General features: G+C 68.1%; 9 protein-coding genes. 4 read left to right on the forward strand and 5 right to left on the reverse strand.

The features are described 5' to 3' along the window. Positions 1-2,964, reverse strand: a complete 2,964-nt coding sequence (locus D187_RS49730) for an ATP-binding protein (RefSeq protein ID WP_002625139.1) — start codon at positions 2,962-2,964, stop codon at positions 1-3. Between the two features lie 175 nt (positions 2,965-3,139). On the opposite strand from D187_RS49730, the gene D187_RS09925 reads away from it, so the two are divergent. Beyond that, a complete protein-coding gene (locus tag D187_RS09925) occupies positions 3,140-4,177 on the forward strand; it encodes a serine hydrolase domain-containing protein (protein ID WP_043429161.1) in 1,038 nt (345 codons plus the stop codon). On the opposite strand, the gene D187_RS09930 is transcribed toward D187_RS09925, so the two are convergent. After that, positions 4,164-4,643: a hypothetical protein gene (locus D187_RS09930; protein WP_002625141.1), complete on the reverse strand. Its 480-nt coding sequence runs from the start codon at positions 4,641-4,643 to the stop codon at positions 4,164-4,166. The genes D187_RS09925 and D187_RS09930 overlap by 14 nt on opposite strands. Before the next feature lie 193 nt (positions 4,644-4,836). On the opposite strand from D187_RS09930, the gene D187_RS09935 reads away from it, so the two are divergent. After that, positions 4,837-6,225: a glycoside hydrolase family 26 protein gene (locus D187_RS09935; RefSeq protein ID WP_002625142.1), complete on the forward strand. Its 1,389-nt coding sequence runs from the start codon at positions 4,837-4,839 to the stop codon at positions 6,223-6,225. Between the two features lie 150 nt (positions 6,226-6,375). Then, positions 6,376-7,455 carry a hypothetical protein gene (locus tag D187_RS49735; protein ID WP_155893277.1) on the forward strand — a complete coding sequence of 360 codons (1,080 nt, stop codon included), beginning with the start codon at positions 6,376-6,378 and terminating at the stop codon, positions 7,453-7,455. A gap of 24 nt (positions 7,456-7,479) precedes the next feature. On the opposite strand, the gene D187_RS09945 is transcribed toward D187_RS49735, so the two are convergent. After that, on the reverse strand, positions 7,480-8,937 hold the full coding sequence (locus D187_RS09945; RefSeq protein WP_002625144.1) for a DUF8814 domain-containing protein: 1,458 nt from the start codon (positions 8,935-8,937) through the stop codon (positions 7,480-7,482). Positions 8,938-9,111: 174 nt separating this feature from the next. Continuing rightward, positions 9,112-10,578 carry a cysteine--tRNA ligase gene (gene cysS / locus D187_RS09950; protein WP_002625145.1) on the reverse strand — a complete coding sequence of 489 codons (1,467 nt, stop codon included), beginning with the start codon at positions 10,576-10,578 and terminating at the stop codon, positions 9,112-9,114. A gap of 208 nt (positions 10,579-10,786) precedes the next feature. Between cysS and D187_RS56985 the strand changes: the two genes are divergently transcribed. Next, positions 10,787-12,049 (forward strand): FHA domain-containing protein, encoded by a 1,263-nt coding sequence (locus D187_RS56985; RefSeq protein ID WP_002625146.1) that lies wholly within the window; start codon positions 10,787-10,789, stop codon positions 12,047-12,049. 103 nt (positions 12,050-12,152) lie between these two features. On the opposite strand, the gene D187_RS09960 is transcribed toward D187_RS56985, so the two are convergent. Continuing rightward, positions 12,153-12,647 (reverse strand): CarD family transcriptional regulator, encoded by a 495-nt coding sequence (locus tag D187_RS09960; RefSeq protein ID WP_002625147.1) that lies wholly within the window; start codon positions 12,645-12,647, stop codon positions 12,153-12,155. Positions 12,648-12,685: the final 38 nt, after the last annotated feature.

A 12,685-nucleotide genomic window follows, 5' to 3' on the forward strand; every position in this document is an offset into this window, starting at 1 on the left:
TCAGGAAGCGGCCCGGGGCAGGGTGAAGTGGAAGGTGGCCCCCTGATCCACGGCGCCCTCCGCCCAGGTACGGCCCCCATGCCGGGAGATGATGCGCCGCACGTTGGCCAATCCGATCCCCGTTCCCTCGAATTGTTCGACGGTGTGCAAGCGCTGGAAGACGCCGAAGAGCTTGTCCGCGTAGCGCATGTCGAAGCCCACCCCATTGTCGCGCACCCACACCTCCACCTCGCCCTGCGCGTCGCGGGCCCCCACCTCGATGAGGGCATGCGCCCGGGGCCGGGTGTACTTCAGGGCATTGGCCAGGAGGTTGCGCAGCACCTGGCGCACGAGCACCGGATCGGCCTTGACCGCGGGCAGCTGCCCTATGCGCCACTCCAGGCTCCGCCCCTTCATGTCGGGCTCGAGGCCGCGGAGCACCTCGCGCACCAGCTCCCCCAGGTCCACGCGCGACTGGCGCAGCGCCGCGCGGCCCATCCGGGAGAACTCGAGCAGATCATCGATGAGCGTGCCGCCATCGCGCGCGGCGGTGGTGATGGTCTTGAGGTGGCCTCGTGACACCTCGTCCAGCACGGAGCCGGCACGCCGCTCCAGGAGCTGGGCGAAGCCGATGATGTGGCGCAGCGGGGCACGCAGATCATGCGAGACCGAATAGCTGAAGGACTCCAGCTCCTGGTTGACGGCCTGGAGCTGGGCGGTGCGCTCGTGCACCCGGTCCTCCAGGTCGACGGCGAGGGTGATCAACCGCTGCTCGCTCAGGCTGAGCTGTTCGGCGAGCGCCTCGATCTCCCGCCGGGAGAGCACCTGCTCGGTGACCGCGAAGGCCACGGCGATGATGCCCTCCACCCGGCCCTCCCCATCGCGCAGGGGCTGGAGGGCGAGGTTGAAGATGCCTTCACGCAGGAAGGTCTCCGGCGAGCACCGCCAGCGCACCACCACCTCCTTGCGCAGCACGGCCTCGCCCTGGTGGTACACGTGCTCCAGGGTCTCGAAGAGGCCCTGTCCCTCCAGCTCGGGCATCGCCTCGCGAATGGGGCGGCCCTCCAGGGGCCGCCCGCCCACGGAGCGCGAGAAGGTGAGATTGGCCATCTCGAAGCGGAAGTCCGGGCCCCGCAAGACCGCCAGAGGCTCGGGCATCTGCATCAGCGCCGCGAACAGGTTGCGGCGCTGGGTGCGGGCGAGCTCGTACAGGCGGATCTTCTCCACGGCGACGCTCGCCATCTGGGCGAGCTGCATGACGATGGCCTCGTCCTCGGCGGTGAAGTCGCCCCGCTCCTTGTCGGACAACTGGAGCAGGCCGAGGTTGGCGCCATCGCGGCCCACCAGGGGCACGGCGAGCCAGCCGCGCGGGGGTGGGAGGGGCGAACGTCCCCGCAGCTCCTCCTGGGTCAGACGCAGGGGTTGGTTCGAGTCACGGACCCGGGCGGCCAGGCCCGCCTCCTCGCTCCAGGACTCATCGCCGCGCCGGGCCAGGGAAGGATCCGCGAGCGACAGGGCGGTGATGGACTCCACGCCCTCGTGGCCGTCCGTCAGGCTGACCGTGCACCGCTGGGCGCCCCCGAGCGCCCGCGCCCGCTCGGCGATGAGCGACAACGCCGGCATGAGGCCCTCCACGGCGTTGATGGCCAGCGACGCCTCGGTCAGCCCCCGGAGCTGTTCGGCCCGCTGGCGCGCCTCGTCCAGCAACCGGCCCCGCTCGCGCTCCGCGTGCTTGCGCTCGGAGATGTCCTGCACCGTGCCCGTGAAGCGCACCGCGCGGCCCTGCTCGAAGTGCACCCGGCCCGTGGCGCGCATCCACCACTCCGCGTCCTCGCGCCGCTCGGCATGGCGGTACTCGACGTCGTAGTGACCGTCCCCCGTGGGGTCCATGGCTCGCCGCATCGCGGCCAACACCCGCTCGCGATCCTCGGGGTGCACCTTCGTGAAGAACAACTCGAGGTCGGGTTGGGTCTCCGGTGGCACCCCGACCAGCGCCTTGCAGCGTGCGTCCCAGCTCAGCACCCGGGTGAGGGGGTTGAGGTCCCAGGTGCCGAGCGCCGTGGACTCCACCGCCAGCCGCAACCGTTCCTCGCTCTCGCGCAGCGCCTCCGTGCGCGAGTGCAGCTCCTCGGCGAGGCGCTCCGAGCGGAGCCGCGCCCGGACGTGGCCGGTCACCTCCACGGAGATGGAGATGACGCCCGTGATGAGCCCGGTCGGATCGCGGGCGGCCTGATAGATGAAATCGAAGTAGGCCTCCTCCGGCGCGCCCCCTTCTCCCCGATTGAGGGTGACGGGGAACTCATTGCCGAAGAAGGGCTCGCCCGTCTCCAGCACGCGCCGCAGGCTCTCCAGGAGCCCGGGTTGGGCCTCGAGCTCGGGGAACAGCGTGAGCAGCGGTTGACCGAGTTCCACGGGGCGGCCCATGACCTTCTCGTAGAAGGCATTGGCGAACTCGAGGATGAAGTCGGGGCCACGGGTGATCGCGACGGCCACCGGGGCCTGGAGCAGCAGCGCGTGCAACCGGCCGCTCTGTTCGGCCTCCCACTGACTGCGCTCGAGGACGCGCTGGGCCTCCTGCTGACGGCGGACCTGCTCGCGCGCGAGCTGGAGTTCCACGAAGGTGGCCACCTTGGCGCGCAGCACCTGGGGGATGAGGGGCTTGCTGAGGTAGTCCACCGCGCCGTGGGCGTAGCCCTCCAGCAACTCCGGCACCGCGATGTCCGCCGCCGTCATGAGCAGGATGGGCGTGCGCCAGTTGCGCTCGCGCTCGCGCAACATCTCCATCACCTCGAGGCCGCTCATGTCCCCCAGGCGCACGTCCAGGAGGATGACGGCGAAGTCCTCCTCGAGCACGCACCGGAGCGCTTCGCGCCCGGAATCCGCCAGCACCAGCCGCTGGCCGAGCGGCTCGAGGACGGCCTCCAGGGTGGAGAGGTTGGCGGGATCATCATCAACGAGCAGGACACTGGTCGTGCGTGTCTCCAAGGAGCCTCCCGGGGAAACTGCGGGAGCTCGGGCCCGCGGGCGACGGACATACAACATCCCCTCCCCCGGCGCGAAAGACTCCGCCCCTGGACGGAGCACTCGCCGTCATTCCAACGGATGGGATATTCGTCCGCCCGACAATCCCATGCGCGTGAGCGCGTCGACCCCCGGCCCCATGAACCTTCGTCCCCCCCCTGGCTCACCCGCTGACGCCCTGCTCCTCGCCACCCGGCGCTACGTGGGCGCGTATCCCTCGGCCGCGCTGTGCGTGGGCATCACGCACCGGGGCGAGCACCACGTGCGGATGCTGCGCGGCCAGGGGGAGCCCCCCGCCGAGGAGTCCCTGTACGCCCTGGGCGCGCTCACCCAGGTCTTCACCGGCACCCTCCTGGCGCTGTTGGTGGACCGGGGCGAGGCGAGGCTCGACACACCGCTCCAGGAGTTGATTCCCCGCTCGCTCCTGCCGGACGAGGCCGCCGGCCGCATCACGCTCGAGCAACTGGCGACGCATACCTCGGGCATGCCGTACGAGCCGCCGAACCTGTGGACGGGCACGTGGAACCCGGCCGACCCCTATGGCCACTACAACGCGACGCTCTTCGGGGACTTCCTGCGCGGCTACCACCCCCCGCGTCCGCCGCCGCGAAGGTACGCCGAGTCCCTCCTCGGCATGGGCGTGCTCGGCCATGCGCTCTCGCGCCGATTGAAGCTCAACTACGCACACGCGGTGCGCGACTGGCTGTGCACGCCGCTGAAGCTGGGGGACACCACCGCCCGGCCCTCCGAGACCCAGGAACCGCGCGTGCTTCGCGGCCACACCGCCCGGGGCGAGCCGGTGCCCGCCTGGACCTGGCCGGCGTTGCCCGGCGCGGGAGCGCTCTACTCGACGGTGCCCGACCTGCTGCGCTTCCTCGACGCGAACCTGGGACATTGGCAGGTCGGGCTCACCCATGCCGCGCGGCTGGCGCACACCCCGCGCGTGAAGGCCTGGGGCAAGCGGGTGGGGCTCGGATGGAACGTGTCACGAGGGTGGGGCAAGCCCCTCGTGTGGCGCTCCTCCGCGATGGGCGGCTACTCGGGCTTCCTGGGCTTCTCGATGGAGACGGACACCGGGGTCGCCGTGCTGTCGAACCATGCGCCCTCTCCCTTCGCCTCGCTGCTGCGGCGCGTGCCGGTCGAGTCCCTCGGGTTCGCGCTCCTCACCCGTCACTGACTCGCAGCCGCAGGTGCTTGTCGGGGATCAGGAGATTCAGCTTCCGGCAGAGCTTCTCGAGCTCCTCGACTCGAATGTTCCGGACGTCCACCGTCTTCTCCCTTCCGCCCGACTTGAAGGTAAACGTCTGCTGCAAGCCGTCGTCGGCGCCTGAATTGACATACTCCTTCTTCAGTTGATCCATGGGCAGACGTTGGAGATAGCTCGCCCACTCCCTGGCCTCGGCCTTCGTCAGCGACTTCGCGAGGACTTCCTTCCGGGGGCTTCCCAGGTCGTCCCACAAGACGACCACCAGCCTCGAGGTGTCGAGGTAGTAATCGAAGCCAAACCCTTCCACCCCGTAGAAGTCGCTGATCTTCATCACGAAGGGATAGCTCTGTCTGGCGTTGGGATACGCCTTCCTGTCGGAGGCCGTCGAAGGCAGGGCGAACGACAGGGCGACAAGCGCGAGGATGACGGTCTTCATTTCGAAACACGCTCCTTCTCTGCAACACACATCCAACAGCAGCAGTGAATGGAACGGATTGTCAACAACGGGAGCACTCGGGGTAAAGCGCCGACAAGAGAGCGCCCGCCCGCCACATGACGTGGCGAGCACCAGCAACCTTTCCCGGGCAAAACCGATAATCCTCTTAGAACAGTAAAATTGGAGAATCGTCTTGAACATTGGTGCAAGAACCGTCGGACTCACGCTCGCCTCTTCCCTCGCCGCCATGTCGGTCCTGGGCTGGAGCGCGAGTGCGGCCGCGGAGCCCCTGACGGGTGTGTACCGGGGCGAGGTCTACTCGAATCCCGAAGTCGTCAACGCCTATTCAACCTGGCTCGGCCATGAAGTCACCCTGGGACAGGGCCATCAGGCGAAGGACACCTGGGGCAACATCGAGAATCCCTCCTGGCAGCTCAGCTCCTGGAGCACATGGGTGAACGCGAAACCGGGCCGGCGCCTGAACTACTCGGTCGCCATGTTCCCGAGTGGGCAGGGCTCGCTGGCGCAGTGCGCGCAGGGCACCTACGACTACCGGTTCAAGACGCTGGCGAACAACCTGGTCTCCTACAAGCTCCAGAACACCATCATCCGCCTGGGCTGGGAGTTCAGCGGCAATTGGATGCCGTGGTACTCCGGCAATGGACAGCAGGCCAACTTCGCCGCCTGCTTCCGCAAGATCGTGACGGCCATGCGCGCCGCCCAGCCGTCCGCCGGTTTCAAGTTCGACTGGAATCCCAACTACGACATCTCGTCCAGCGATCTGGCCGCCACCTACCCGGGGGACGCGTATGTGGATTACATCGGATTCGATCTGTATGACCAGGGCTGGAACGGGGCCTATCCGGTTCCCGCGGGCTGCACGGGCTCGTGCGCGCTGAGCCGTTGGCAATCGGTCTGGAACGCGCAGTTCGCTCCGGCGCTGAGCAAGTTCCGCACCTTCGCGCAAGCACATGGCAAGCCGTTGTCCGTTCCCGAGTGGGGCGTGAACGACGCGGCCACTCATGGCGGGGGGGACAACACCTACTACGTCGGGCAGATGCTCGAGTTCATCTTCAATCCGGCGAACAACGTCGGCTACCACTCGTACTTCGACTATCAGGCGTCGGACGGCCATCACCAGCTCTCCGACGTGGACAGCCGGAGCGGCCACGACTTCCAGACCGAGTTCCCGAACGCGGCCGCGCTGTTCAAGAGCTACTACGTGGAAACGCCCACCGAGCCGGAGCCGACCGAGGCCGTGTCGACCACCCAGGCGACGGTGAGCCCCACGACCGTCACGCGGGGCACCAGCTTCCAGGTTTCCGGCTCGGTCACCTCGTCCACGGCCAGGAGCCTGGTGGTGAAGTACGAGATCCGCAATGCCGCCACGACGGCGCTGGTGTCGGAGAAGAGCTACACGGCCCAGGCTTTCACCGCCGGGCAGACGCGCGCGTACACGACAGCGTTCACGATTCCGACGTCGCTCGCGGCGGGGACCTACCGGGTCGACACGTTGATCTTCCTGCCCGACTGGTCGAAGACCCTGCTCTACCGCAACGACACCCCCTTCACCGCGAAGTAGGCGGAGGAACGGGGGCGTCCGCCGCCATGGAGTCCCGAGGGGGCTCCGGGCGGCGATATTTTTGCACCCGGGGCGACTTCGCCCTTTGCTCATCCCCTCCAGGATTGCTCCGTTTCGAAGGGATGTAGCCACTTGAGAACCGGTCTCGACATGAGGAGCGCCTCCGCGATGGTGGTGGCGCTGGCCTTGCTGCTGCCTCGCTCCGTCCCGGCCGCGAACGACAGCGAGGTGAAGAACTGCATCACCTCGATCCGGCATCTGTACAAGAGTCTGGATTACGAGCATGCGCTGAGTCAGATCCAACTCGCGCGCCAGATGCAGCGGGGGACGGAGGACGAGGTCACGCTGTCCCTCTACGAGGGGCTCATCCTGTATGACATGGGCAAGCAGGATGAGGCGCTCACCGCCTTCCGGGCCGCCCTGTTGCTCAGGCCCGACGTGGCCCTTCCCGAGCAGAAGATCGCCCCCAAGGTCAGAACGCGTTTCGAGGACATGCGGCGCAAGGTCAAGAAGGAGATCGCACCAACGCTCGAGTCCACAGTCCCCTCCCGCGTGGCGGAGCCGTCTCCCAAGGCCCTGGCGGAGAACCAGCCCCCCGCGCCCTCGAAGCCGGTGGGCCCGGTGAAGTGCGAGCCCGTGCCTCCACAGTCGGCCGATACCAGCATGAGCGGCCAGCAGCAGTGGCGGCTCGCCGGTCTGAAGTACGAGCTGTGCTCCAAGGACCTCCTCCATGGCCAGACCGCCGAGACCCTGGCGACCTTGAGCACGCGAATGAAGGAGGCGACAACCAACTACCAGCGCATTCTCATCCGCAAGCAGATCGACCAGTTCGAGGAAGAAGCGAAGCACCCGCGGCCCGCCGAGGCCCTGAACACTCAAGCCACCGCATCAGCGAAAAAGCTCCAGGCAGCGGAGTCGTCCAGGGTGGAGCAGGAGAAATCCCCCCCGCCCGCGAGGCCCACGAGGCCGGTGAAGTGCGTGCCCGCCCCAGCCCAGCCAACGGCCGATTCCAGTCTCGGCACGACCCAACAGTGGCGGCTGGATCGTCTGAAGTATGCGCTGTGCTCCACGGGCCGCCTTCATGGACAAACCGCCGAGACCCTGGACGCCTTGACCACGCAGCTGAAGGACGCGACGACAAACTACCAACGCGTCCTCGTCAAGAAGCAGCTCGACCAGCTCGAACCCCAGGCAGGGCTCTCGCCCCTCGCTGGAGCCACGGGACCGTGACGAGCCCCCAGAAAGGGGACACCGCTACCGCACCTGGATCGCGTCGGCGATGACGTAGGAACCCGCCGTGGTCCAGCGGCTCAACTGCACCTTGTTCCAGCCCGCGGGGAAGCTCCACGTGCCGAGAGTGTTCCACCTGCCGCCATTGGCCTGCTGGTTCACCTTCACGGTGGCCAGCTGGGTGCCATTGGCGTCCCAGACGATGAAGGGCGCGGTCGTCGAGCGATCACCCGCCGCGGTCCACCAGGCGTCGATCGTCCGGGTGGCCGCCGTGGGCAGGTAGAACCAGAACGTCGCCGGCTCGGAGACGGCCGCGGTGGGCGAGGCAAGGTAGTTCGAGCCGTAGTAGCCCGCCACGTTCGTGGACGAGGCCCAGCTGGTACCCGAGAGCTGGATGTAGCCCCGGGTGCTGTCGTTGTTGGCGTTGTTGCTGTCGATGACCAGGCCCGTGGGGGTGCTCCCTCCCGACGTCCACAGGTACGTCACGTCGACCCAGTCGTTGTTGCTCATCCCCAGGTCCGTCCAGAACGCGCCGTCGGCGATGTCGATGCCCGCGGGGTTGGCCGGACGGCGCCCGAACTGATCCAACCCACCGTTGAAGCCGTCCTGATAGGCGGCCTGGGCCTCGGGCTTGCCCTGCGGCAGGGTCTTCCACATCTCGCGGACACTCGAGGGATTCCAATAGTCATCCTTCGTGTTCCAGGGCCCCACGTCCCACACGGAGGTGGTCGTGCACTTGCCCGTCTTCGGGTAGCACACCTTCACCTGGTACTCGGAACCGCCATTGGACGCGAGCGCCCGGCGCGACGGCAGCGCCACGAAACGATCGTTGGACTTGATGACATGGCCATTGGCGGTCGTGCCCCCCACCAGGCCCTCGCGCGTGGCGAAGACGCGGTAGCTCAGCGCCGCCAGGGATTGGAACTCCTCCCGCGACGGGTCTCCCTCCAGCGAGCCCTCCAGCCGCACCTCCCGCACCACGGGACCGCGACCGCGCTCGTCCGCGAGGAGCGCGAGCCTCACCTGCACCTCCGTGCCGGCGCGAGGCAGGCGCGCGGCCTCTCCCGCGCTGGCGGTGCGCCACTCGCTCCAGGCTCCATCGGGCGTACGCACCCGGACATCCACCTCGACGCCCATCTCCGGGGATGCGCTCGCCTGGAGCAGCGGCCGGATCGTGTCCACGGGCTGTTCCAACCGACGGGCCGGAAAGGTGTAGAGGCCCATGAGCCGGCTCAACCCCTCGGGCCTGCGCATGACGGCATAGGGCTCGAAGAGCAACCCCTCCGAGGTGCGCACGAGTTCACCCGTGCCCTCGCCGGTGGCGAGTTCCTCCGTCCAGCGCGAGGTGCTGGCACTCGCCACAAGGGCCACCCGCGAAGACGCCGCGTCGGGCAGCTGGGGGCTCTGCGCGAACGCGGAGCCTCCCGCGAGCGCGACTCCCCACATCATCGTCATGAAGATGGACCGCGGCCTCGAGCGCATGGATGGACTCCCGGTGAGTGAGCAGGCGTCCAATCCTAGCTTTTTCTTGGAATTTGATAAACGCGGGAAATCCGCTTCTGTCGAGGTGGAGTCGGAAGCGATGCGTCATCGCGAGCGACGAGCCCCAAGGGATCGTCGCTCACGGGCAGATGGATACCCGCGAAGGAGGGAGCCCTACGCGGGCGCGGCCACCTTCCACAGGGTGCCCGCCGCGGTGTCCATGATCTCCACGCCCAGGGACTTCAGCTCGACGCGCAGCCGGTCCGCCTCGGCGAAGTCCTTGGCCTTGCGGGCCTCCGCGCGCGCCGCCATCAACTGTTCCACCCGCGCCACGTCGAGCCCCCGCTCCTTCACGGCCCGGTCCCGGCGCCGCAGCAGCCAGGACGCCGGCGCCTCCTCGAACAGGCCGAGGATGCCCGACACCTTGCGCACGTCCTCGCGCAACGCCCGCAGGGTGCGGCCCACCACGGCCTTGTCCTTGACCGGCGGCTTGTCCACCAGCTCGTTCATCATCGCGAACAGGCCCGAGAGCACTCCCAGCGCGCCCGCCGAGTTGAAGTCGTCGTCCATCTGGGCCTCGAAGTCCGCCATGAAGCGCGCGGCGTCGCCGTGCAGCGGGCCCGGGGCGAACTCCTTGCCACCCACGCGCTCGTCCACCTTGCGCAGGGTCTCGTAGAAGTACTCCATGCGCAGCTCGGCGTCCGCCAGGCCCTTGTCCGAGAAGGCCAGGGGATGGCGGTAGTGCGTGGAGAGGAAGAAGAAGCGCAGCGCCTCGGCGTCCACCCGCTCCAGGGCCTCGCGCAGGCGCACCACGTTGCCGAGCGACTTGGACATCTTCGCCCCCTCGAGATCGAGGAAGCCGCAGTGCATCCAGTAGCGCGCCAGGGTGTGGCCACTCGCGGCCTCGCTCTGGGCGAGCTCGTTCTCATGGTGCGGGAAGATGAGATCCAACCCACCGCCGTGGATGTCGAAGGTCTCGCCCAGGTAGCGCTCGCTCATGGCCGAGCACTCGATGTGCCACCCGGGCCGGCCCGGGCCCCAGGGGCTGTCCCAGGACGGCTCGCCCGGCTTGGCGGCCTTCCACAGGGCGAAGTCCAGCGGCTCGTGCTTCTGCTCACCGGGCTGGACGCGCTCGCCCACGCACAGCTCATCCAGGTCACGCTTGGACAGCTTCGCGTAGTCGGGGTAGCGCCGCACGGAGAAGTACACGTCGCCCTGGGAGGCGTACGCCACGCCCTTGTCCACCAGCTTGCCGATGATGCGCAGGATCTCCGGAATGTGATCGCTCACCTTGGGTGAGACGTCCGGCTCCAGCAGGTGCAGGGCCCGGGCATCCTCGCGGAACGCCTCCACGAACCGCGCCGCCAGCGCCACCGGAGCCTCGCCCGTCTCCTGCGCGGCCTTGATGATCTTGTCGTCCACGTCGGTGTAGTTGCGCACGTACGTCACCTCGAAGCCGCGGTGGCGCAGATAACGCACCACGACATCGAAGGACGTGAACGTGCGCGCGTTGCCGATGTGGACGTAGCTGTAGACCGTCGGGCCACACACATAGACGCCCAGCTTGCCCGGGACGACAGGCACCAGCGTCTCCTTCTGCATCGTCATCGTGTTGAAAAGGCGGATGGATGCGGCGGCCACGTGCACGAACCTCCAGGGCGGTCGATTCTCGAGTTCCGACTGCTGATTCCGACGCGCAGTCGGAAAGACGGGACTTTCACAACGGCCCGACGACTCAGTCAACATAGATGGGCCCTCGCTCCCCCTTCCCGGCCGAAAAAAGACTATCCTGCTGCCCTGGGAGACCCCCCGTCTCGCCCGGCCATCGAATCCTGGGAGAAGCACCCCCATGAGTCCTCCGAATCCCAAGCGCCCGCCCCGCTCCGCTCCGCCCTCCGTGGCGGAGGGGGGAGAGACCACGGCGCCCGCGGATGATGTGGACCTGCCCTTCGATGATGACGAAGTGGCGCCCCTGCAGGCCGATGATCCGCGACCCCAGCGCGTGCCCCAGTTTCCCATGGGCCCGCGCCGTTCGCGTCGGCACGCGGCGGGCACCTCCCGCCAGGAGCGGGACCGCGAGTTTCCCGCCCGCTTCTCCTCCGGCGAGTACGAGGATCCCGGCCACGAGCGCGCCTGCCTCTATGTCGAGCGCGGTCCCGGCACGGGCCAGTTGGTCCCCATCAAGCAGGGGGTGCTGACGTTGGGCCGCGCCTCCTCGTCCGACCTGCGGCTGCAGCACCCCTCCATCAGTCGGCGCCACGCCCAGCTCACCCGCCTGGGCGACCGGCTCCTGCTCAAGGACGTGGGCAGCCAGAACGGCACCTACGTCAACCGCGTCCGGCTCACGGGCGAGCGAGAGCTGCGCTCGGGAGATGAAATAGCCCTGGGCAACGCGTTGCTGCGCGTGAGAGGGCCGGGACCCATGCCCTCGCGCCGCGGCGCCGACGGCCGGCGCGCCTCGCCCCTCCGGGTGGGCCTGAGCGCCCAGCGCCTCGTCCTGCTCGCCGCCGCGTCGAGTGGCCTGGTGGCCGTGTTCCTCACGCTCTCGGCGGTCCGGTTGATGCGCGAGGAGCCGCGGGTGGAGAAATCCGAGCCGTTCCACGCCCGGGAGCCGGACATCGAGGTGGAGGTGACCGCGGAGCCCCCTCCTCCAGGCCCCGAGGCCGAGCCCCCCACGGCGAGTGCCCAGGCACTCGCCGAGGAGGCCCGGCCCACCGCTCCCACCACCCGTCCGGGACGGGACACCGGCCGCACCGTGAAGGAGGGCTCCGTCAAGACCGCCCCGAAGCCTCCGCCGCCCGAGCTCCACGCGGCCCCGAATCCCGACGCGGAGGCGGAAGTCCTCGCCCAATACGAGTCGGGACACGTCGAGGCGGCCCTGAGCCTCGCCCGGCGCGAGCACGTGGAGAACCTGGCCCTGCTGCTGGAGCGCTTCCAGCAGGCGTGGAAGGCGGGTCAGGCCGCCATGGAGGCCCGGGACGCCCCGGCCGCCATCCGCCACTTCACCGAGGCGCACACCCTCGATCGGCAGATCGCCCAGGGGTGGGGAGCGTACGCGCCGCGCATCCGCCAGGCGTTGACCCAGGCCCAGGCGCAGATCCAGAGCCCGTAGCCGCCCGGGCGGGCCCCCTCATGGGGCAAGGAAACAGGGGCCAAAGAAAAACCCCGGTCCCCCATATGGGGAGCCGGGGTTTTCAACGTCCACCCGAGGAGGCTCAGGCGATGTTGAAGATCTTCTTCAGGTCCGACTCGATCTCGTCCTCGGAGCAGTCCTTGGCCAGCGACAGTTCCTTGATGAGCAGCGAGCGCGCCGTGTCCAGCATCTTGCGCTCACCGAAGGAGAGATCCTTGTCACCCTTGAGCAGGTACAGGTCGCGCAGCACCTCGGCGATCTCGAACACGGAGCCGGTCTTGATCTTCTCCATGTACTCCCGGTAGCGACGGTTCCACGTCGTGGAGTCGACCGAGATGTCCTTCTCCTTCAGGATGGAATAGACCTGCTTGACGTCTTCCTCGCTGATGATTTCCCGGAGGCCAACCGAGCCCACCTTGTTGATTGGGATCATGATGCGCATCCCATTTTCCAGGATTCGCAGCACGTAGAAGGACTGACGTTGCCCGGCGACTTCGGTGTGCTCGATGCCCATCACCTCGCCCACACCCTGCCCGGGGTACACAGCCTTATCGCCGGTCTTGAAGCTCGTCTGCACTCGTTACCGCCTCCTCTAGGATGGCTTGGTCTCGACAC

Origin of the sequence: Cystobacter fuscus DSM 2262, from assembly GCF_000335475.2 — a bacterium.
Lineage (GTDB): Bacteria > Myxococcota > Myxococcia > Myxococcales > Myxococcaceae > Cystobacter > Cystobacter fuscus.

Bases quoted from the DNA above. Each gene is read 5' to 3' on its own strand.
- D187_RS09945 (WP_002625144.1), bottom strand. From the start codon at position 8,937: ATGCGCTCGAGGCCGCGGTCCATCTTCATGACGATGATGTGGGGAGTC.
- D187_RS49735 (WP_155893277.1), top strand. From the start codon at position 6,376: ATGAGGAGCGCCTCCGCGATGGTGGTGGCGCTGGCCTTGCTGCTGCCT.
- D187_RS09925 (WP_043429161.1), top strand. From the start codon at position 3,140: ATGAACCTTCGTCCCCCCCCTGGCTCACCCGCTGACGCCCTGCTCCTC.
- D187_RS09930 (WP_002625141.1), bottom strand. From the start codon at position 4,643: ATGAAGACCGTCATCCTCGCGCTTGTCGCCCTGTCGTTCGCCCTGCCT.
- D187_RS56985 (WP_002625146.1), top strand. From the start codon at position 10,787: ATGAGTCCTCCGAATCCCAAGCGCCCGCCCCGCTCCGCTCCGCCCTCC.